We start from the raw sequence: 20,349 nt of genomic DNA, 5'->3' as shown, positions 1-20,349 counted from the left end.
GAAGGCCCTGACTCGGATTCACATCCTGGTCAGGGCCTTCACGCTGGAGCGGGTGACGGGAATCGAACCCGCACTGTCAGCTTGGGAAGCTGATGTTCTGCCATTGAACTACACCCGCAGGCGGCACCACTGTACCTGAGTCACCCCCACCACGCAGCAGCCGCCCCCGGACGAGCCGGACCGCCCCGCCCCCGGCCCTTCGGCGGCCCCCATCCCCGGCCCTTCGGCGGCTCCAACCCAGAGCCCCTCGACAGCCCCACCTCCAGAGCCCACGGCGGAGGGCTCACCGGCAAGAAGTTTCACGCCGGCAACATTTAGACGTTCTCAAATACTTGGATGGGTTGTAACGTCTGGCCCACGTTTTCGCCCCGACGCGACACACCCCCGGTCGCGTCGCCAGAAAGAGGTGGGCCCATGGGACCCCGTCCCTCCCTGCTGACCCGGCGTGCCGCCGGTGTCGCCTCGACGACCTTGGCGCTGCTGCTCAGCACCGCCGCCGTGGGTGTGGCACCCGCGGTCGCCGCCGTACCCGCCGCAGCCGACGAGGTCTGCGTCGAGCCCGCGGAGAGCCATGCCGACGCCCGGATCAGGCCGGGTGGTGTGGCGGCGCAGGAGCCCAACGAGCTGACCGCCGCGCAGGTGCAGGCGCGGGAGGCCGACCTGGCCGCCGCGCTGCGGGAGCGGGCCTCCTCGCGTAACGCGATCGTGGGTCCGCTGGCCGCCATCACGATCCCGGTGGTGGTGCACGTGATCCAGCGGGACAGCACCCGGGCCGGCGGCAACATCCCGGACTCGATGGTCAACTCGCAGATCAGCGTGTTGAACCAGGCGTTCAGCGGGGCCACCGGCGGGGCGTCCACCGCGTTCGGGTTCCAGCTGCAGCAGATCAACCGGGTCACCAACTCGGCGTGGTATCCGATCAGGCAGGGCTCCTCGGCGGAGCGGTCGATGAAGTCCTCGCTGCGTACGGGCGGCAAGAACACCCTCAACATCTACCTCGGCCAGCTGAGCAACAACCTGCTGGGCTGGGCGACCTTCCCGCAGCGCACGCTGAGCACCATGGACGGCGTGGTGGTTCTGAGCGAGTCACTGCCAGGTGGCACCGCCACCAACTACAACCAGGGCGACACCGGCACCCACGAGGTGGGGCACTGGCTGAACCTGTACCACACCTTCCAGGGCGGCTGCTCCAGCACGGGTGACAGCGTCAGCGACACCCCGGCCGAGGCGTCGGCGGCCTCGGGTTGCCCGACCGGCCGGGACACCTGCAGCGCGGCGGGGCTCGACCCGATCACCAACTTCATGGACTACAGCTACGACTCGTGCATGTACCAGTTCACCGCTGGTCAGGCGAGCCGGATGAGCAGCGCGTGGAGCGCGTACCGGGCGGTCTGACCGGGGTTGTGCCCGTGGTGCCGGCTCCGCACGACGGGGCCGGCACCCGGCGGCGCGGCGCACGGCGGATATCCGCCGTCAGGCGGCGGAGTAGTGCGGGTCACGGTCGCGTCGTCGACCGGCCCACTGGTCCGGCACGTCGGCGGTGACGAGGCGGGTGGCGCCGGCACCGCCGTGCGGGTCGAGCCAGACCTGCACCGCCGGGCGCTCAGGGGCCTGACCCGGCACCGCCTGGCCCTGCCCGTGCCGGGCCAGCATCGCCACGTCGACGGTGAACTCGAAGAGCCGCCAGTCGACCTGCGGCGCGGCCCGCCCGATCTCGGCCAGCCGGGCGACCCGGCGCTGGTCGGTCACCGGGCGGGCGCGGCCGGCGACGTACGCCTCGTCGTCGCTCTCCTCCGGCGGGAACGAGTGCAGCGCGTAACGCCCGTCGCGCTCCAGGTCGCGGCGCTTGGGTGAGTCGATGACGAAGCAGAACAGCCCCTCGTCGGTGATCACCGGGGAGACCGGGTGCACCCGGGGCCCACCGTCGGCGCGGACGGTGGCCAGGTAGCCGAAGCCCGGCCCGTACTGCTGCATGAGAACGCGGATCCCGTCGGCGAGGCGAGGCTCGTCAGCGGCGAATTCGGACCAGGATGCCATGTGGACATCTTATCGAACACGTGTACGACAAGCGACCCGACGCGCTGGTCACCGGCACCGGATCGAGTTCCGCGTCCGGCGGTCGCTAAGGTGATCCGATGCTCCTCTCCGACCGCGACCTGCTCGACGAGATCAAGGCGGGCACGCTCGCGCTGGAGCCGTTCGAGCCCGAGTTGTTGCAGCCGTCCAGCATCGACGTACGCCTGGACCGGCTCTTCCGGGTCTTCAACAACCACCTGTACACCCACATCGATCCGGCGCAGCAGCAGGACGACCTGACCACCGAGGTCGAGGTGCCCGACGGGGAGCCGTACGTGCTGCACCCCGGCGAGTTCGTGCTCGCCTCCACGCTTGAGGTGGTCACCCTCGCCGACACCCTCGCCGCCCGACTGGAGGGCAAGTCGAGCCTGGGCCGGCTGGGGCTGCTCACCCACTCGACCGCCGGCTTCATCGACCCGGGCTTCTCCGGCCACGTCACGCTGGAGCTGTCGAACGTGGCGAACCTGCCGATCACCCTCTGGCCGGGCATGAAGATCGGCCAGCTCTGCATCTTCCGGCTCTCCTCCGCCGCCGAGCATCCCTACGGCTCCGCCCGGTACGGCTCCCGGTACCAGGGCCAGCGGGGCCCCACCCCGAGCCGTTCCTGGCAGAGCTGGCAGACCTGGCCCACCCGCTGACCGGCGAAACGCCGAGCGCCGACGGGACGCCGAGCCTCGACGGGACCCGGCGCCGCCCCCGCGGGACCGGCGGGGGCGGCGCACAGGGCCCCGCCGGGCGGCGGGTACCCGGGCCCCGCGGCTGACCGGGGTGGCCGGGATCCTGGTGCGGGGACCCCGGTTCACCACCGGCAGCGGCGGCGAGGTCGCCCCTAGCCGGGGCGGCCGAAGCTGTGCACGGGACTGTCGTCGAGGCGCTTCATCCGGACCGGCACCCCGGCCCGGGAGGCGTGCACCACCCAGCCGGCACCGACGTACATCCCGACGTGGTGCAGGTCGCGGTAGTAGAAGACCAGGTCGCCGGGGCGCAGCTCGGTCCGGCTCACCGACGGGGTCACCTTGCGCTGCCGGGCCGCGTTGTGCGGCAGCCGGACGCCGGCCTTCGCCCAGGCGGCGAGCATCAGACCGGAGCAGTCGTACGCGTCGGGCCCCTCGGCCCCCCAGACGTACGGCTTGCCGATCTGGGCGCAGGCGAAGGTGACCGCCTTCCCGGCCGCGCCTCCCGGGTACGTGGCCGGGCAGGGCGCCGGACGCAACGAGCCACCGCCGCCCCGACCGTAGACCCGGAGCCGGAGTTTCTGCAGCCGGGCGATCTCGGCGTCGATCTGTTTCCGACTGGCGGCCAACCCCGCCTCGGTGCGGCTGAGTTGGATGATCATCCGGTCCAGGGGCGCCTTGCGGGCGGCCAGCTCGTCGCGGAGCAGCCGTACCGCCCGGACCTGCTCCTGCTGCCGGTGGGCGAACCGGTCGACCAGCTCGATCCGGCTCATCAGCTCACCCGGCGTACGGCCGGCCAGCAGCGCGTTGACCGCCGAGACGGTCTCACCCTTGTACGCCTGGACGGCGAGCGCGCTGACCTTCCTCAGCGCCGCGTCCACCTGGCGTCGCAGCGGCTCGATCCGGGCGCCGAGAGCAGCGGCCTCCCGGCGTTTTTCGGCCAGGTCCTGACGGACGGCGTTGTGTCGCTCGATGATCGGTTCGAGTCGGTTCCAGTCCTGGTCGATCTGGCGTTCGATGTCCGACACCGACGGGTCGGCGTGGGCCGCGCCGGGCACCCCGGTCAGGATGCCGGCGGTCACCGCCAGCGCGGCGAGGACGGTGGTGCAGCGGAACCAGCGAAGGCGCGGCGCAGCCGTCACCTGGTCGGCGGAGGCCGACCGGGTCGACGGTGGCCGCGGGGCATGGTGTGCCACCGGGCTCGGTACTCCTTCTGACGAACCGCCTACCGGGTTAGCTGACGGGTTCGGGCGGAAGGGGACGCCCTACCACAGTGGCTGTGGATTCACCCCGGCGTACCTGGGTCCCCGGATCGCCTGGGGCGGCGACTCGGCGGTGTCGGCCGTTACCGCCCGGGTTGGGCGGACCTGCGACCGGCCGACGATTCACCAGCGTAGAGAGGCCCCCATCGATCCGCAACGGATTCGGCCATGACACTCCGTCTCACGTTTGCTCACTCGCGGACCCGCTCCCACGACGGCGAGGGCCCCCGACGCGCCGTCGGGGGCCCTCGTGGTCGGTGCGGCCGGTCAGCCGGGCCGGCGGAATCCGGCGACCGGCATGGTGTTGATGCTGGAGACGTTCACCGGCTTGCCGGCGCGGGCCGCGTGCACCATCGTGTCGTTGCCCAGGTAGAGGCCGACGTGGTGCAGGTCGCTGAAGAAGAAGACCAGGTCACCCGGGCGGGCCTCGTTGCGCGGGATGGCCTTGCCCTCGTTCCACTGGGCCCCGGTGAAGTGGGTCAGGCTGATCCCGGCGGCCTTGTACGCGTACTGGGTGAGGCCGGAGCAGTCGAAGGAGTTCGGCCCGGTGGAGCCGAACACGTACGGCTTGCCGACCTGGGCGCACGCCGTCCGGATGGCGACCCGTGCGGCCTCGTTGACCACCCCGTCGATGGTCGGGCAGTTCGCCGTCTTCACCGTGGTCTTCGGCATCGACGCCTCAAGGCGCTTGATCTCGGCGGTGATGCTCTTGCGCTTGGCGGCCAGCTCCTTCTCCTGCTTGACCTGGGTGGCCACCAGCGTGTCGAGCTTCTGCTTCTGGGTGCCGTACTTGGCCTGCATGGCCAGGACGCCCTCGATCTCCTTGCGCTCCTGGATGGCCACCCGGTCAAGCATGGTGAGCTGTTCACCGAGCGCACCGGGCCGGCTGTTCAGCAGCACCGCGCCCAACTCCTGGGACGGGCCGATGACGTAGTAGCGGCTGGCCAGCTCACCGATCCGGTTCATCGCCAGCTCGCTCTCCATCTGGAGCGGCAGGATCTTCTTCTCCAGGTCGGCCGACTTGCGGCGGTTCACCTTCAGCTGGGAGCGCACCTTGTTGTACTGCTCGATGGTGGGCTCCAGCTGTCGCCACTGCTTGTCGATCTGCGCCTCGATCTCGTCGACCGTGGGCTCCGCGTACGCCGGTGTGGCGAGCAGCCCGGCGCCGACGGCGACGGCGGCGACCAGGGCGAGCAACCGGGTAAGCGCCCGGCGCGGACCGGTGCTCCGGGGGGACGGTGCCGAGACACGACGATGAAGGGGCGCGGTTGCCACCGGCATCGACTCCTTTGCCGACCGACCCACGGGCGCTCGCGGAGAGGGGGCGAGACAGACTTCCCGGCCCGGTCGGTGCCCAACACTAGGTCGCCTTCCGGGCCGGATCAAGGCGACCTGTTTCACCATCACGCAGAAAGAATCGCTTGCGTACCAACGGTATCGGCGATCGCTTCAATGAAGTATGGCGATGCGTGAGGGGTCGACCACGGTCCGCGCTCAGCCGCCGACCGGCTCGTCCTCCCGGCCCGCCGCCGGCCGCTGGGGCCTGACCGAGCGGAGCAGCACGCTGGCCACGTCGATCACCTCGACCTGCTCGCCGGCACCCTTGCCGTTGACCCCGTCACTGAGCATCGTCGAGCAGAACGGGCAGCCGACCGCGACCGTCTTCGCGCCGGTGGACATGGCCTCCTCGACCCGGTCCACGTTCACCCGCTTGCCGATCTTCTCTTCCATCCACATCCGGGCCCCACCGGCGCCGCAGCAGAAGGAGCGTTCGCTGTTGCGCGGCATCTCGATCAGACCGGCGTCCGCGCCGTCGCCGGCGCTGCCGTTGCCGGAGATCGCGCTGCCCAGCACCTCACGCGGCGGGGCGAAGACCCGGTTGTGCCGGCCCAGGTAGCAGGGGTCGTGGTAGGTCACCCCGCCGTCGACCGGCTGCACCGGGGTGAGCCGGCCGGTGGCGACCAGGTGGGCCAGCAGCTGGGTGTGGTGCACCACCTCGAACTCGCCGCCGAGCTGCCCGTACTCGTTGCCCAGGGTGTTGAAGCAGTGCGGGCAGGTGGCGACGATCTTGCGCTTGGCGGGCTCGCGGCCTTCGAACGCCTCGTTCAGGGTCTCCACGTTCTGCTGGGCGAGCATCTGGAAGACGAACTCGTTGCCGATCCGCCGGGCCGGGTCACCCGAGCAGGTCTCCCCCTCGCCGAGGATGGCGAAGGAGACGCCGGCCTCGTTGAGCAGGGTGGCCACCGCCCGGGTGGTCTTCTTCGCCCGGTCCTCGAACGCGCCGGCGCAGCCGACCCAGAAGAGGTACTCGAAGTCCTCGACCTCGCCCACCCGGGGCACCTCGAAGTCCAGGCCCTTGGTCCAGTCCTCCCGGGTGTTCTGCGGAGCGCCCCACGGGTTGCCCTTGTTCTCCAGGTTGCGCAGCATCACCCCGGCCTCGGACGGGAAGCTGGACTCGATCAGCACCTGGTAGCGACGCATGTCGACGATGTGGTCGACGTGCTCGATGTCGACCGGGCACTGCTCGACGCAGGCCCCGCAGGTGGTGCAGGACCAGAGCACGTCCGGGTCGATCACCCCGCCGGCCTCGGCGTCGCCGATCAGCGGCTTCTCCGCCTCGGCCAACGTCAGCACGTCCAGGTGGGCGAGCTGGGCGGCGGTGGCCTTCTCCTCGCCGGTCAGGTCCTTGCCGCCGCCGGCCAGCAGGTACGGCGCCTTGGCGTACGCGTGGTCGCGCAGGCTGAGGATCAGCAGCTTCGGCGACAGCGGCTTGCCGGTGTTCCAGGCCGGGCACTGCGACTGGCAGCGGCCGCACTCGGTGCAGGTGCTGAAGTCGAGCAGACCCTTCCAGGTGAACTGCTCGACCTGGGCCACCCCGAACTGGTCGGACTCGGGATCCGCCTCCTCGAAGTCCAGTGGCTTGCCCTGGCTGGTCATCGGGCGCAGCGCGCCGAGCCCGGAGACCTTACCGGCGGGGTCACGCTTGAAGAAGATGTTGGGGAACGCCAGGAAGCGGTGCCAGGCGACGCCCATGGTGACGTTCAGGGAGATCACGATGACCCAGATCATCGAGATCGAGATCTTGATCAGGGCGGCGATGCTCACCCCGGTCTCCCAGCCGGGCAGCGCCGCGCCGACGGCGTGACTGAGCGGGGTGGCCCAGGCCGGGTACTCGAAGTGGTCGGTGGCGACCTTGAAGCCCCGGATGACGAAGCCCATGACCAGTACGCCGAGGACGACCGCCTCGACGAAGTAGCCCTGCCACATGGTGGAGCCGGTGAACCGGGACCGGCCGCCGGGGCGGGTCGGCCGGTTGCGCAGCCGGATGCCGATCAGGATCAGGATGCTGACCAGGCCGAGGATGCCGATCCACTCGGTGACCAGGCCGTAGACCGCCCAGCCACCGATCAGGGGCAGCCCACCGGTCGGGGAGACGACCTCGAAGTACGCCTCCAACACCAGCAGCGACAGGACGACGAAGCCCACCATCACGAACCAGTGCGCCGCGCCCACCAGGCTCCAGCGCAGCATCCGGGTGTGCCCGACGGTCTCGGTCAGCATGGCCCTGACCCGGGCGCCCTTGTCGGCCGAGCGGGTCGGATCGGGTTGCCCCAGCCGGATGACGGCGGTCATCTTCATGACCGCGCGTACCGCGAGCCACACCGCAACGGCGGTGATGGCGGCGGCGAGGATCGTGGTGCCGATCTGGACGCTGCCCATCGAGTTGGCCTCCCCGGTCTGCTGCCTGTCGCGTGCAGCCTACGCGCAAGGTTACCCACCAGTAACGTGAGAATCCTCGCACCCGGGGGCCGCGCCGCCCTGCGGACACCTTAGGCGGACCGGCTGGAAAGCGCCTCAGCAGGGGTTACGCGGCACCACAACGTCACAGCGGCGACCCCGGTCGACGCACCGCGGCCCGGGCCGGAGCCCCGCACGCCGCCGACCGGCCTCGGCCTACGCCAACCGGGTCAGCGCCAGCGGGAGAGCAGGGCCAGCGAGCCGACCATGGCACCGAACCCGACCGCGAGGTTCCAGTAGCCCCACGACATGACCGGGTACTCCTGCTCGGAGAGGTAGTACACGACCAGCCACCCGATGCCGAAGACGATCAGGGCGACCGCCGAGGCCGGCAGCCACACCGGGCTAGGCTTACGCGTCGACGCCGTCGTCGTCGGACGGACATCCGTCGGCGGGGTGTACACCTTCTTCTTGCGGACCTGTGACTTGGGCACGACGCTCTCCAGAGGGGGTGACTACCTCGTCCGGCCTGACAACCGGACGCAGGGCGACGGTCCATGGCCAATAATGTTCGTCAGCCAGCGTAGTCCGGAAGACCCGTTCAAGCCACGAACAGGGTCACTTCGCTGGTCGGAGTGACCGAAATATAGGTAAGTATTCCGGTCACCGAGGACGACGACCCGCGTTCGGCGGGTCCGGCCTCCGCGACGGGAAAGGAGCGCACGGTGGAGTACACATCCGGTGCGGCCTCCTGGCAGAAGGTGCTCCGGCGGTTGGTCGCCGGACTGCTGCCACGGCGGCCGCGGCAGCGGCGGCCGGGCTGGTCCATCGGCGTTCCGTTGATCGCCGCCGCGGCCGGCCTGCTCTTCACCACCACCGCCACCACCGCGGGCGGCACCGCCCTGCGCGAGGACCGACGCCCCGAGCTCAAGCAGGTGATCGAGGACCGCCGCGAGCAGGTCGCGGCCAGCGAACGACGGGCCGCGGCCCTGCGGGCCGACGTGGAGAACACCACGGCCACCCTGGCCGAGTCGGACACGCCGATCAAGGAGCAGCGGGACCGGGGCACCGGGAGCCTGCAGCAGGCCGGGTTCACCGCGCTCACCGGCACCGGGGTGACCGTCGAGCTCAACGACGCGCAGCGCCTCGGCGACCAGGTGCTACCCGATGGGGTGAGCAACGACGAGCTGGTCGTCCACCAGCAGGACGTCCAGGCGGTGGTGAACGCGCTCTGGGCCGGCGGCGCCGAGGCCATGTCAATCATGAACGTCCGCGTGCTGTCGACCAGCGCGGTACGCTGCGTGGGTAACACCCTGCTGTTGCACGGCCGGGTGTACTCCCCACCGTTCAAGATCGTAGCAATCGGCGATCCGGCCGCACTTCAGCAGGCCCTCGCCGGCTCCAAGGGAGTCCGGTTGTTCAAGGAAGCGGTCGACGACTACCAGCTCGGCTACCGGGAGACCGTCTCGCCGGTCACCGTGCCGGCGTTCGAGGACTCCACCGCGCTGCGTTCCGCGACGGTCCCCCGGTGAGCCGCCCGGTCGACGACTGGCGGGACGACCGCGACGGTCGCCACCGGAGCCAGCCCGAGGAGTCCACCGAGTTCCTGACCCGGACCAACCGACCCGACCCGGCGGCGGCCCACCGCGCGCCCGCCGGCCCCTGGCCGACGCCCGTGCTGCCACCCCGCGCGCCGGCCCGCCCGGAGCCGACCGGCCGCCCGGCAGAGCACCCGCAGGCCGGCAGACCGGCAGGGCACCCGCAGACCGGCCCCGCCGTGGACCGTCGCCCCCAGCCCTACCCGCGCGAATCCGGGCGACCGACCCACCCGACCGAATCCGGGCGACCGACCCACCCGACCGATTCCCGGTACGGCCCACCGGCGACGACCCGGCCGGGCGACTCCGCCCCGACCGGCGCCCACCAGGTACGCCCCGCCGCGCCGCAACCGGGAACCGGCGCCGTACCGGCTGGTTCGCCCTGGTCCGGCGGGTCTGGGCCGGGCCGGTACCCGGGTGCTGAGCGGACCGGGGAGGCCGCCACCTGGGCGGACCGGCACCCCGCTGCCGAGCCCACCGGACGTCCGGCGACGGCGTCCGGTCCGGGCAGCGCGCCCCCGCCGTGGCGGGGCAACCGACCGGAGGGGTCGACCCCGAACGAGCCCGATCCGGCCCACCAGCAGTCGTCGCACCAACAACCCGCCCACCCCCGGCACGAGGGCGGACCGGGCACCGGCACGGACCAGCCGACCGCCTTCCTGTCCACGGTCGGTCCCGCTGCGGCCAAGCCCCGTCCGGAGCCGGGCGGGCGGGAAGGACCCGTCGACCCCTCGGCCACCGCGCTCATCCCGGCGGTGACCCGGCGGCCCCCGCAGACCGACCCCGCTCTCGACTCGACCGCGCTGATGGGTGCGGTCCCCCGGATGCCGGAGAGCGACCGCCCGGCCGACGGACCAGCGACGCCGCCACCTGCTCGACGCGGCGAACGCGTCGTCCAACTCCGCCCGGAGCAGACCGGCGAGGGCTACAAGAGCGTCTACTCCGAGCTGACCCGGCCGTCGTTCTGGTCGCGACTGCGTACCGGGATCCGGTTCTCCGGCGAAGTCCTGATCACTTTCGGCCTGGTGGTGCTCCTCTTCGCCGGCTACGAGATCTGGGGCAAGTCGGTGATGGTCGACGCCCACCAGAGCGACCTCTCCGACCAGCTCGCCCAGGAATGGGCCCCGACCGACGACCCCACCGTCGCCCCGTCGGCCACGCCGAGCGCCCCCGCCACCCCGAAGCCACCGGTGGAGGGCAAGCCGATCGCCGGCCTCTACATCCCCAAGCTCGACAAGAGCTGGATCGTGGTCGAGGGGGTGAGCCAGAAGGACATCCGGTACGCCCCCGGCCACTACCCGGACAGCGCCATGCCCGGCCAGGTCGGCAACTTCTCCGTCGCCGGACACCGCAACAGGGCCACCTTCTGGCGACTCGACGAACTCAACAACGGGGACGTCATCGTCGCCGAGTCCAAGACCACCTGGTTCGTCTACCGGGTGTCGAAGAACCACATCGTGAAGCCGTCGCAGGTCGAGGTGGTGGCCCCGGTGCCGGGCCGGCCCCGGGCCAAGCCGACCCAGGCCATGCTCACCCTGACCACCTGCAACCCCAAGTTCGACAACTACGAACGGCTGATCGTGCACGCCGAACTCGACCGCAAGATGGCCAAGTCCGAGGGGCGCCCGTCGGAGCTGGAGGGCTGAGCCGGTGTACGCGTGGATCTGGCGCAAGCTGCCGTTCGGGGTGCCGGGCAAACTGCTCGGCAGCGTCATGCTGGCGACGGCGACCGTCGCCCTGCTCTGGTACGTGATCTTCCCGTGGGCCGAGCCGTTGCTGCCCTTCGACGACGTACAGGTCGAGCAGCCGACCGGGGACACCGGTGGGCCGGCCGGCGGCAACCCGGACCTGCCCGGCGAGGACGCCCCCGCCGGTGACGATCACGACCTGCCGTACGACACCGAGCAGAACAACACCCCACCCTCCCCGGACCGGTGACGAGATGCGCGTTCTGGTGATCGACAACTACGACTCGTTCGTCTTCAACCTGGTGCAGTACCTCGGCCAGCTCGGTGTCGAGTGCGAGGTCCGGCGCAACGACGAGATCGACCTCGCCGAGGTGGGGCGGCTCGGGGCGGCCGGCGTACTGCTCTCACCGGGGCCGGGCAGTCCGGACCGGGCCGGGATCTGCCTGGACGTCATCCGCCGGTACGCCGGCGAGCTGCCGATCTTCGGCGTCTGCCTCGGTCACCAGGCGATCGGGGAGGCGTTCGGGGCCACCGTGGCCCGCGCCCCCGAGCTGCTGCACGGCAAGACCTCCGAGGTGCGGCACAGCTCGGTCGGGGTGTTGGCCGGGCTGCCGGATCCGTTCACCGCGACCCGGTACCACTCGCTCACCGTCCTGCCGGAGACCCTCCCGCAGGAGCTGGAGGTCACCGGCTGGACCGACTCCGGGGTGGTGATGGCGATGCGTCACCGCACTCTCCCGATCGAGGGGGTCCAGTTCCACCCCGAGTCGGTGCTCACCGAGGGCGGTCACCTGATGCTGGCGAACTGGCTGTCCGCCTGCGGGCACCCGGCGGCCCTGGAGCGCGCCCCCGAACTGGCCGCCGAGGTCGACGCCCGCCGGCTGGCCGCCTTCGCCACCGCCTGACCGTCCCGCGACCTGACCGGCCGCACCGGACCGACCCACGACCCGCCGGGCCACCCTCGGTGACCCGGCGAGCAACGATCGGTCAGTCGGTGAAGCGGGCCGGCGGGGAGACGACGCGGGGCAGGCCGCCACCCTCGCCACCACCGTCGCCCGGGGCGGTCGGCGTCGGCGTCGGCTCCGGCGGATCCGGGCTCTCCGAGGTCGGGTCCGGCTCGGGCTCGGGCTCCTCGACGCTTACCTCGATGGTCACCGTCTCGCCGGTCTGCAGGGACCGGCCGGCGGCCGGGTTCTGCCCGCTGACCCGACCGGCCTGTGCCGCCGGGACCTCCTCGCCGTCGACGACCCTGACCTTGTAACCGGCTCGTTCCAGCTCCCGCTTGGCCTGGTCCCGGGTCATCCCGTCGACGTTCGGCACCTGCCGGATGTTGCCCCGGGAGACCTCCACCACGACCTCGGCACCCTCGGCGACCTTCGTCCCCTCGCCCGGGGTGACCTTGGTGACGATCCCCTTGGGCTGGGCGCTGTTGACGTCCTTGCGCTCGACGTCGAGGCCCAGGTCGTCGAGCTGCTGCTCGACGTTCTCGAACTGGGAGTTGACCAGCCCGTTGGGGATCTCGACCTCGGGCTTGCCGCCGCAGATCTGGATCGTCACCGTCTCGTTTCGCTCCAGCCTGGTGCCGGCCGGCGGGGTCTGCCTGGTGACGGTGTTCTCGGTGCAGTTGCTGTCGAAGACCGGCTCGCCGATCACCGGATTGAAGCCGGCGGCGCGCAGCTCGGTGACGGCCGCAGCCTGTTGCTTACCGGCCATGGTCGGCACCGCGATCCGGGTGTCCTCGGGCTCCCGGTTCTGCATCAGCGCGGCGACCAGGGCGATCACCGCCAGCACCCCGACCGCGGCGAAGACCGCGATCAACCAGGACGAGGTACGCCGCCGCTGCGGGTCACCTACCCGGGCCGGTACCTGCCGGGTGGTGGCGGGGCCACCGGCAGCCGGGTACCCGGCCGCGGCCGCCTGCGGGGCGAGCTGGGTGGTCTCGTCCTCGCGCAGTACCGGGGTGGCCAGCACCGGCCGGCCGGCCGCCGCGCGGAGCAGGTCCGCCCGCATCTCACCGGCGCTCTGGTAGCGGTTGAGCGGGTTCTTCGACAGCGCCTTCAGCACGATCGCGTCGATCGCCGGCGTGACGTCCGGGTTGATGTCGCTCGGCGTCGGCGGCTGCTCACGTACGTGCTGGTAGGCGACGCTTACCGGGCTGTCACCGACGAACGGCGGGTGGCCGCAGACCAGCTCGAAGAGGACGCAGCCGCCGGCGTACACGTCGGAGCGGGCGTCGACGGCCTCGCCCCGGGCCTGCTCGGGCGAGAGGTACTGGGCGGTGCCGATGACCGCGCTGGTCTGCGTCATCGTGGTGGCCCCGCTGGCCAGCGCCCGGGCGATGCCGAAGTCCATCACCTTGACCTGGCCGGTCTGGGTGAGCATCACGTTGCCCGGCTTGATGTCCCGGTGGATGATCCCGTGCCGGTGGCTGAACTCCAGGGCGGCGGCCATGTCGGCGCAGATCTCCAGCGCCCGACGCGGCTGCAGCCGGCCCTCGGCGCCGAGCACCTCCTTGAGGGTCCGTCCGTTGACGAACTCCATCACGATGAACGGCAGGGTCTCGCCGGTCGGGGCGATCTCCTCACCGGTGTCGTAGACCGCGACGATCGCCGGGTGGTTGAGGGACGCGGCGTTCTGCGCCTCCCGACGGAACCGCATCTGGAAGGTGGCGTCCCGGGCCAGGTCGGTCCGGAGCATCTTGATCGCGACGTCCCGGCCGAGGCGCAGGTCCCGGCCACGATGGACCTCAGCCATGCCGCCGTAGCCGAGCAGCTCGCCGACCTGGTACCGGCCACCGAGCAGGCGGGCCTGCGCTGTCATCGCGTCTGTCGTCCTTCGCTCGTCGTCGTGTCGCCGTCCACCGGCAGGATCCGTTCCATCCGACGGTACGGCGTCTGGGCCGGATCGTCGCGTCCACCGCCAGCCAGCACACCGACCGTGACGCTCGGTACGGCCGGCTCCCCGGCCAGCGCCATCTTGTTGGAGTAGGTGACAATTCCGGAGCAGAGCAGGACCACCGCGGCCAGCAGGATGACGATCAGCACCATCGCGGAGCTGGACCGGCGCGGGGCGGCCTGGGGCGCCGGCGGCCGAGCGTACCCGAGGGGACGTCCGGGGGGTTGCGGCATCGGATGCTGGTTCGGCGGGAAACCCTGCGGCGGGGTCGAGGGTGCCCGCTGCGGCTGCTGCGGGCGGGCGGGCTGCCCGGCCAGCGGACCCGGCAGGTGGGCCCCGGCCGGCGGGCGGGCCACGATCGGCGGCCGGGGCTGCGGAAGCGCCGGCTGCGGGCGATGCTGCTGGGCCATCCCGGGTGGGCGGAGCTGCTGCGCCGCCGGCGGCCGATACTGCTGGGCCGCGGGCGAACCGTGTTGCTGGGCCGCCGGCGGCCGGTGCTGCTGGGCTCCGTGCTGCTGGGCCACGGGTGAGAGCGGCTGGGCCGAGACCGGCGGGCGGGGCTGCTGCCGGGCGGGCACCTGGGCCCGGCCGGGCGGCGGCGCGGCCGGCGAGGCCGGAGCGGCGGAGATCGGACCGGCGGGACCGCCGCCCCGGTTCTGCTGGGACAGTAGCTGCTTGGCCTGGCGGGCCACCCCGGCCAGCGCGGCGGCGCTCTGCCACCGCGCCTTCGGGTCCTTGGCCATGGCCCGTTCCACGATCGAACGGACCGGTGGCGGGATGTCGCGGGGCAGCGCCCGGGGATTGTCCCGGACGTGCTTCATGGCGATCTCCAGCGGGTTGTCACCCTCGAACGGGCGCCGGCCGGCCAGGCACTGGTACGCGACCACACCGAGGGCGTACACGTCGGAGGCGGGCGTGGCGACCGCGCCGGTGGCCTGCTCCGGCGAGATGTACGACGCGGTGCCGAGCACCGATCCAGCGGCGGTCAGCTGCCCCACCATGTCCGAGCGCGCGATACCGAAGTCGGTGAGCACCAGGGTGCCGTTCGGGCGGACCAGCAGGTTGCCCGGCTTCACGTCCCGGTGCACGATGCCCTTCTCGTGCGCGGCGTGCAACGCGTCGGCGGCCTGCGCGACCAGGGCCATCGTCCGGGCCGGGGTGAGCCGGCCGACCCGGTTGAGGGTGGCGGCGAGGGCGTCACCCTCGACGTACTCCATCACCAGGAAGGCGATCTGCTGGTCGCTGCCGAAGTCGTAGACGTCGACGACCCCCGGGTGGTTGATGGTGGCCATGGTCCGGGCCTCGCCCCGGAACCGCTCGGCGAAGCCCGGATCGTCCATCAGCGCGGGGAGCAGGCTCTTGACCGCCACCGTACGACCGAGGACCTGGTCGGTGCCGCGCCAGACATCACCCATGCCACCGCTGGCGATCCGCTCGTCGAGGCGGTACCGGTTGCCGAGCTGAACGCCAGGGCTGAGCATGTCAGCGGCCCCCCGTGTCGGCGACGGCCGCCTGCATTATCTGGCCGGCGATCCGCGCCGCCTCGGCGCTGCCGCCCGGCCCGGCCTCCTCCAGCACCACGCAGACCGCGGAGACCGGCGTACCGTTCTTGTCCAGCGCGAAGCCGATGAACCAGCCGTGGTCGCGGGTGTCCGGGCCGGACTGGGCGGTACCGGTCTTGCCGCCGACGGTGTAGCCGCGGAACGCGGCGTTGCGGCCGGTGCCCTCCCGGACCACGTTGACCATCATGTCCCGCAGGTCGCCGGCGACCTGCCCGCTCACCGGCTGACGCAGCTCGCGCGGCTTGGCGGTGTAGTAGGTGGTGGTGCGGTCCGGGGCGAGGAGCTGGCGGACCAGGTGCGGCCGCATCTGGCTACCGCCGTTGGCGACCGCGCCGGCGATCAGCGCGCCCTGCAACGGGGTCATCCGGACGTCCCGCTGGCCGATCGAGGACTGGCCGAGTGCCGCCTCGTCGGTTCCGCCGTCGGGGTTCTGGATGTCGCCGGTCCGGCTGGCCGCCACCGGGACGCCCCCCTCGCCGAGGTGCCCGACGGTGAGGTCCTCCTGCTCGAAGCCGAACTGCCGGGCCTTCTCCTTGATCGTCTCGGCGCCGAGCCGGACGCCGAGCTGGGCGAAGCCGGTGTTGCACGACTCGGTGACCGCGTTGAGCAGGGTGACCTGCCGCTCGGGGCAGATCGACGGTGCGGCGTTGGTGATCGTGTTACCGCCGGTGGAGGCCCGCCAGCTCGACCCGGCCGGGATCTGGGTCTGCTGACCAACCCCGTCCTCCAGCGCGGCGGCGGCCACCACGATCTTGAAGGTGGAGCCCGGCGGCAGGACCTCGGCCAACGCCCGGTTGCGCAGCGGACCGTCCTCGTCCTGCTCCAGCTTGTTGTACGCCGCGCTGGCCTCCCGGGTGTCGTGGCTGGCCAGCGGGTTAGGGTCGAAGCTCGGCATGGAGACCAGCGCCTGCACCGCGCCGGTACGCGGGTCGATGGCGATCGCCGCACCCTTGCTCACGTTGTTGCGGTTCTCGCGCAGCCCCTCGTACGCGGCCTTCTGCGCCTGCCGGGAGAGGGTGAGCAGCACGTTGCCGCCGCCGCTCTCGTCCCCGGTGAACATGTCCTTCACCCGGTTGGCGATCAACTGGTCGCTGGTACCGGCGAGGAAGTCGTTCTCCAGCCGCTCGATGCCGGTGTCACCGAGGTTCACCGGCTTGTAGCCGAGCACGTGGGCGTACTGCGCCCCGGCCGGGTAGGTACGCAGGTACTTCAGGTTGCCGTCGGTGGCCTTGCTGGTCGCCAGGGCCGTCCCGCCGGCCTCGATGTTGCCGCGCCGGCGCTCGTACTCGGCGACCTGGACCCGACCGTTGTAGTCGCTGGTGCGGTAGTCGTCGGCCTTGTACGCCTGGACCCAGTTCAGGTTGGCGAAGAGCAGGCCGAACAGGACCATAGCCACCACACCGACACGACGCAGGGGTGCGTTCACGGGCGGATCACCTCCGTCTTGGCGCCGTGCAACTGCTCCGGCGGGCCGCCACCGGGTCGGGCGGACGGCCCACCACCGGTGACGACCGGACGGCGGGCCGCATCGGAGACCCGCAGCAGCACCGCGATGAGCAGCCAGTTCGCCATCAGCGACGAGCCACCGGCGGACAGGAACGGGGTGGTCTGGCCGGTGAGCGGGATGAGACCGCTGATCCCACCGACGATCACGAAGACCTGCAGACCGAGGGTGAAGGAGAGACCACCGGCGACGAGCTTGCCGAACGAGTCCCGGACCTCCAGGGCGGCCCGCAGGCCGCGTACCACGATCAGCAGGTAGACCACGAGCAGCGCGGAGAGCCCGAACAGGCCGATCTCCTCGCCGATGCCGGCGAAGATGAAGTCGTTCTCCACCTCGGGGAGGATGCCCGGCTCACCGCCGCCCGGACCGGCACCGAAGAGCCCGCCGGTGCCGAGCGCGAGCAGCCCCTGGACCAGTTGGTAACCCTTGTCGGTGGGGTCGGCGAACGGGTCCAGCCAGATCTCGGCCCGGACGTAGAAGTTGGCGAACGGGCCGCCGACGGTGCTGCCGAGGAAGTACGCCAGGTAGGCCCCGACGGAGAAGAGCAGCAGACCGATGATCAGCCAGCTGACCCGTTCGGTGGCGATGTAGAGGGTCACCACGAACATGCCGAAGTACAGCAGCGAGGTGCCCAGGTCCTTCTGGAAGATGAGCACCATGAGGCTGACGGCCCAGACCACCAGGACCGGACCGAGGTCGCGGCCCCGGGGGAAGTCGACGCCGAGGAAGCGCCGACTGGCCAGCGAGAGCACCTCCCGCTTGCGGACCAGGTAGTAGGCGAAGAAGACCAGCAGCGCCAGCTTGGCGAACTCACCGGGCTGGATGGAGAAGCTGCCGATCCGGATCCAGAGCTTCGCGCCGTTGATCTCCGACATGCTCGCCGGCAGCACCGCCGGGATCAGCACCAGCACGATGCCGGCCAGCCCCAGGGTGTACGCGTACCGGGAGACCGAGCGGTGGTCGCGCACCAGCGCGAGCAGCCCGGCGGCGAGGAGCACCGAGATCAGCGTCCAGGCGAGCTGCCGGCCACCGATGCCGGCGAAGATGGCCAGGTCGTCCCGTTGGGCCGGTGCGGCGTTGTCCAGGTCGATCCGGCGCAGGTAGCCCACCCCGATGCCGTTGAGCAGGGCGACCGCCGGCAGCAGGGCCGGATCGGCGAACGGGGCCAGGAACCGGATGACCAGGTGCAGACCGAGGAAGACCGCACCCAGCGCCGCCGCCGGGATCCAGAAGTCCGCGGTGATCGTGTCGAGCAGCGTCGCCTCGATGGTCGCCTGGTAGGCGGCGACCAGCACCATCGCCAGCAGGAGCAGCCACAGCTCGGAGTTGCGCCGGGACCGGGCGAGGCGTACGCCGGACTGCCCGCCCGTCGTCACGGGCGAGCTTGCCGGGTTGGCCGCTGCGGTCACGCGTCGTCCCTAGGGTTGGTGCCGGCGCTCACTCGGCCGGCCGGCAGCCCGCCGGGTCGAGCACCGGCGGGGCCAGGTCGGAGGGGAGCACCTCGGGCGTGGGGGTCGGGGCCGGTCGGGACGGGCTGGCCGCCGTGCCCCGGGGGGTCGGCCGTCCGCTGGCCGCCGGCGAGGCCGGCGCTTCGGGGGAGGCGGTGACCTCCGGGGTCGGCACCGGGCTCGGCGGGCAGACCGGCTTGAGGTTCGGGTTGGTCGGGTCGTCGTTGGTCAGGTCGGCCAGTCGACGGACGGCGTCCGGCTCGTTGCTGGCCTGGATGCCCTGCTTGACCTGCTCCTGGGCGGCCAGGGTGAGATCGTCCAGCCGGGCCGGGCTGGTGGAGTGCAGGGTGGACAGGTCCATTCCGGCTACCTGGCCGGGCACCCCCCGGAAGACGGCGAGCTGCCCCTCGTCGGTGGCTCCGACGTAGTACTGCCGCTGGGTGTAGCTCCACCCGGCGAAGAGGCCACCACCGAGGATGACAAGCAACGCCGCCAGCATCGCGGCGGTACGGACCGGACGGCGCTTGGGGCGCTCCGGCTCGTCGTCCCGGCTGTTCGAGGAGTCCTCCGGCGCCGGCGGTCGGGGGGCGGAGAGCGCCGAGGCCCGGGCGGCCGGCGTGGAGACGTCGGCGGAGGTGGCCATCCCCCGGTCCCGGGCGGCGGCGCCACCCACGATCGGGGCCGCCTCGACGATGTCCCGGTCGGTGGCGTCGGCGATGATGACCGTGATGTTGTCCGGGCCACCGCCGCGCAGCGCGAGTTGCACCAGCCGCTCGACGCACTGCTGCGGGTCGGTGTACTCCCGCATGGTGTCGGCGATGGTCTCGGCACTGACCACACCGGAGAGGCCGTCGCTGCAGATCAGGTAGCGGTCGCCGGTGAGCACCTGGCGGACGCTGTACTCCGGGTCGATGTCGCGGCCGTCCAGCGCCCGGGTGAGCAGGGACCGCTGCGGGTGGCTGCTCGCCTCCTCGGGGCTGATCCGCCCCTCGTCGACGAGCATCTGGACGTACGTGTCGTCCTTGGTGATCTGCGCGAACTCGCCGTTGCGCTGCAGGTAGGCCCGGGAGTCCCCGATGTGGACCATCCCGATCTTGCTGCCGGAGAAGAGGGTCGCGGTCAGCGTGGTGCCCATCCCCTCCAGTTGGGGATTGGCCTCCACGGTGTCGCGGAGCTGTTGGTTGGCGGTGCCGACGGCGGAACGCAACGCGTCGACGAGCGCGTCCCCGGGGACGTCCTCGTCGAGCGGCGCCAGGGCACCGATGACGATGTTGCTGGCGACGTCACCGGCGGCCATGCCGCCCATGCCGTCGGCGACGGCGAGAAGCCGCGGCCCGGCGTAGACGGAGTCCTGGTTTCCGTCTCGGATCAGACCGCGGTCGCTGTGGGCCGCATAGCGCAGGGTCAGAGTCATGGCCGTAATTCGAGAGAGGTGCGGCCGATCCGGATCGGCACGCCGAGGGGGACGGGGGTTGGTCCGGTGACCTTAGCGCGATCGAGGTAGGTGCCGTTAGTCGATCCGAGGTCCTCGACGAACCACTGCCCGTCACGCGGCAGCAGTCGGGCGTGTCGCGCCGAGGCGTAGTCGTCGGTGATGACGAGCGTGGAGTCCTCGGCCCGACCGATGGTGATCTGGGCCTCGCCCAGGGTGATTCGGGTGCCGGCCAGCTGACCGGCGGTCACCACCAACTGGTGCGCGGCCCTGCCCCGCTTGACCTTCGCCTGCTTGGCCGGCGGCTGTCCGGTCGAGGCACCCACCGCACGCGGCGCGGCCACCAGTCGACCCGACCGGGCACCCGCGAAGAGGTCCCGACGGATCACACCGACCACCGTGAAGACGAAGATCCAGAGCAGGATCAGGAACCCGAACCGGGCGACCGTGATGACGAGTTCCGGCAAGGCGG

General features: G+C 71.5%; 17 protein-coding genes, 1 tRNA gene and 1 riboswitch. Of the genes, 6 read left to right on the top strand and 12 right to left on the bottom strand.

Annotation, left to right across the window (positions count from 1 at the left end; all coding sequences use genetic code 11):
- Nucleotides 1-44: 44 nt before the first annotated feature.
- Nucleotides 45-118: transfer RNA gene (locus tag GA0070617_RS01200), tRNA-Gly, on the bottom strand.
- A 296-nt stretch (nt 119-414) separates the two neighbouring features.
- Here GA0070617_RS01200 and GA0070617_RS01195 point away from each other — a divergent pair.
- Nucleotides 415-1,395: a zinc metalloprotease gene (locus GA0070617_RS01195; RefSeq protein ID WP_091432765.1), complete on the top strand. Its 981-nt coding sequence runs from the start codon at nt 415-417 to the stop codon at nt 1,393-1,395.
- Nucleotides 1,396-1,473: 78 nt separating this feature from the next.
- Here the strand turns inward: GA0070617_RS01195 and GA0070617_RS01190 are convergent, their stop codons facing one another.
- Nucleotides 1,474-2,037 carry a pyridoxamine 5'-phosphate oxidase family protein gene (locus tag GA0070617_RS01190; RefSeq protein WP_091432761.1) on the bottom strand — a complete coding sequence of 188 codons (564 nt, stop codon included), beginning with the start codon at nt 2,035-2,037 and terminating at the stop codon, nt 1,474-1,476.
- A 98-nt stretch (nt 2,038-2,135) separates the two neighbouring features.
- Between GA0070617_RS01190 and dcd the strand changes: the two genes are divergently transcribed.
- Nucleotides 2,136-2,714 carry a dCTP deaminase gene (dcd, locus tag GA0070617_RS01185; RefSeq protein WP_091432758.1) on the top strand — a complete coding sequence of 193 codons (579 nt, stop codon included), beginning with the start codon at nt 2,136-2,138 and terminating at the stop codon, nt 2,712-2,714.
- A gap of 191 nt (nt 2,715-2,905) precedes the next feature.
- Here dcd and GA0070617_RS01180 read toward each other — a convergent pair whose 3' ends face one another.
- The 4 genes from GA0070617_RS01180 to GA0070617_RS01165 form a co-directional block, all read right to left on the bottom strand.
- Nucleotides 2,906-3,946, bottom strand: a complete 1,041-nt coding sequence (locus tag GA0070617_RS01180; protein ID WP_091432755.1) for a C40 family peptidase — start codon at nt 3,944-3,946, stop codon at nt 2,906-2,908.
- A gap of 10 nt (nt 3,947-3,956) precedes the next feature.
- Nucleotides 3,957-4,095: riboswitch (cyclic di-AMP (ydaO/yuaA leader) on the bottom strand.
- Nucleotides 4,096-4,279: 184 nt separating this feature from the next.
- Nucleotides 4,280-5,293, bottom strand: coding sequence for a C40 family peptidase (locus GA0070617_RS01175; RefSeq protein WP_091432753.1), 1,014 nt, complete (start codon nt 5,291-5,293; stop codon nt 4,280-4,282).
- A gap of 213 nt (nt 5,294-5,506) precedes the next feature.
- A complete protein-coding gene (locus tag GA0070617_RS01170; RefSeq protein ID WP_091432750.1) occupies nt 5,507-7,732 on the bottom strand; it encodes a (Fe-S)-binding protein in 2,226 nt (741 codons plus the stop codon).
- Nucleotides 7,733-7,980: 248 nt separating this feature from the next.
- Nucleotides 7,981-8,244 (bottom strand): cell division protein CrgA, encoded by a 264-nt coding sequence (locus GA0070617_RS01165; protein WP_091432746.1) that lies wholly within the window; start codon nt 8,242-8,244, stop codon nt 7,981-7,983.
- Between the two features lie 231 nt (nt 8,245-8,475).
- Here GA0070617_RS01165 and GA0070617_RS01160 point away from each other — a divergent pair, with 231 nt between their 5' ends.
- Genes GA0070617_RS01160 through GA0070617_RS01145 form a run of 4 tightly spaced genes read left to right on the top strand, consistent with a single transcriptional unit; the run spans nt 8,476 to nt 11,941 of the window.
- Nucleotides 8,476-9,282: a DUF881 domain-containing protein gene (locus GA0070617_RS01160; RefSeq protein ID WP_091432744.1), complete on the top strand. Its 807-nt coding sequence runs from the start codon at nt 8,476-8,478 to the stop codon at nt 9,280-9,282.
- Entirely contained in the window at nt 9,279-10,994 is a 1,716-nt protein-coding gene (locus tag GA0070617_RS01155; protein WP_091432740.1) for a class E sortase, read from the top strand. Before GA0070617_RS01160 ends, GA0070617_RS01155 begins: the two co-directional genes overlap by 4 nt.
- Nucleotides 10,995-10,998: 4 nt before the next feature.
- Entirely contained in the window at nt 10,999-11,286 is a 288-nt protein-coding gene (locus GA0070617_RS01150; protein WP_091432739.1) for a hypothetical protein, read from the top strand.
- Nucleotides 11,287-11,290: 4 nt separating this feature from the next.
- On the top strand, nt 11,291-11,941 hold the full coding sequence (locus tag GA0070617_RS01145; protein WP_091432737.1) for an aminodeoxychorismate/anthranilate synthase component II: 651 nt from the start codon (nt 11,291-11,293) through the stop codon (nt 11,939-11,941).
- Nucleotides 11,942-12,023: 82 nt separating this feature from the next.
- Here the strand turns inward: GA0070617_RS01145 and pknB are convergent, their stop codons facing one another.
- The 6 genes from pknB to GA0070617_RS01115 are packed head-to-tail and all read right to left on the bottom strand — an operon-like array spanning nt 12,024 to nt 20,344.
- Nucleotides 12,024-13,856 carry a Stk1 family PASTA domain-containing Ser/Thr kinase gene (gene pknB / locus GA0070617_RS01140; protein ID WP_091432735.1) on the bottom strand — a complete coding sequence of 611 codons (1,833 nt, stop codon included), beginning with the start codon at nt 13,854-13,856 and terminating at the stop codon, nt 12,024-12,026.
- On the bottom strand, nt 13,853-15,412 hold the full coding sequence (locus tag GA0070617_RS01135; protein ID WP_091432733.1) for a serine/threonine protein kinase: 1,560 nt from the start codon (nt 15,410-15,412) through the stop codon (nt 13,853-13,855). Before GA0070617_RS01135 ends, pknB begins: the two co-directional genes overlap by 4 nt.
- A gap of 1 nt (nt 15,413) precedes the next feature.
- The gene (locus tag GA0070617_RS01130; protein ID WP_091432732.1) at nt 15,414-16,919 is read right to left on the bottom strand and encodes a peptidoglycan D,D-transpeptidase FtsI family protein; all 1,506 of its coding nucleotides are present in this window, start codon (nt 16,917-16,919) and stop codon (nt 15,414-15,416) included.
- On the bottom strand, nt 16,916-18,406 hold the full coding sequence (locus GA0070617_RS01125; RefSeq protein WP_091432730.1) for an FtsW/RodA/SpoVE family cell cycle protein: 1,491 nt from the start codon (nt 18,404-18,406) through the stop codon (nt 16,916-16,918). The genes GA0070617_RS01130 and GA0070617_RS01125 overlap by 4 nt, the downstream gene beginning before the upstream one ends.
- 28 nt (nt 18,407-18,434) lie before the next feature.
- The gene (locus tag GA0070617_RS01120) at nt 18,435-19,859 is read right to left on the bottom strand and encodes a protein phosphatase 2C domain-containing protein (RefSeq protein WP_091432728.1); all 1,425 of its coding nucleotides are present in this window, start codon (nt 19,857-19,859) and stop codon (nt 18,435-18,437) included.
- Nucleotides 19,856-20,344, bottom strand: coding sequence for an FHA domain-containing protein FhaB/FipA (locus GA0070617_RS01115; protein ID WP_091432726.1), 489 nt, complete (start codon nt 20,342-20,344; stop codon nt 19,856-19,858). Before GA0070617_RS01115 ends, GA0070617_RS01120 begins: the two co-directional genes overlap by 4 nt.
- Nucleotides 20,345-20,349: the final 5 nt, after the last annotated feature.

The sequence above is a fragment of the Micromonospora yangpuensis genome, assembly GCF_900091615.1.
Lineage (GTDB): Bacteria > Actinomycetota > Actinomycetes > Mycobacteriales > Micromonosporaceae > Micromonospora > Micromonospora yangpuensis.
The sequence above is the reverse complement of the archived record's forward strand: the minus strand, read 5'-3'. Positions and strand labels throughout refer to the sequence as shown.

What these genes read in the sequence shown, in the direction of transcription:
- GA0070617_RS01195 (WP_091432765.1), top strand. Translation starts at nt 415, where the DNA reads ATGGGACCCCGTCCCTCCCTGCTGACCCGGCGTGCCGCCGGTGTCGCC.
- GA0070617_RS01190 (WP_091432761.1), bottom strand. Translation starts at nt 2,037, where the DNA reads ATGGCATCCTGGTCCGAATTCGCCGCTGACGAGCCTCGCCTCGCCGAC.
- dcd (WP_091432758.1), top strand. Translation starts at nt 2,136, where the DNA reads ATGCTCCTCTCCGACCGCGACCTGCTCGACGAGATCAAGGCGGGCACG.
- GA0070617_RS01175 (WP_091432753.1), bottom strand. Translation starts at nt 5,293, where the DNA reads ATGCCGGTGGCAACCGCGCCCCTTCATCGTCGTGTCTCGGCACCGTCC.
- GA0070617_RS01170 (WP_091432750.1), bottom strand. Translation starts at nt 7,732, where the DNA reads ATGGGCAGCGTCCAGATCGGCACCACGATCCTCGCCGCCGCCATCACC.
- GA0070617_RS01145 (WP_091432737.1), top strand. Translation starts at nt 11,291, where the DNA reads ATGCGCGTTCTGGTGATCGACAACTACGACTCGTTCGTCTTCAACCTG.
- pknB (WP_091432735.1), bottom strand. Translation starts at nt 13,856, where the DNA reads ATGACAGCGCAGGCCCGCCTGCTCGGTGGCCGGTACCAGGTCGGCGAG.
- GA0070617_RS01135 (WP_091432733.1), bottom strand. Translation starts at nt 15,412, where the DNA reads ATGCTCAGCCCTGGCGTTCAGCTCGGCAACCGGTACCGCCTCGACGAG.
- GA0070617_RS01120 (WP_091432728.1), bottom strand. Translation starts at nt 19,859, where the DNA reads ATGACTCTGACCCTGCGCTATGCGGCCCACAGCGACCGCGGTCTGATC.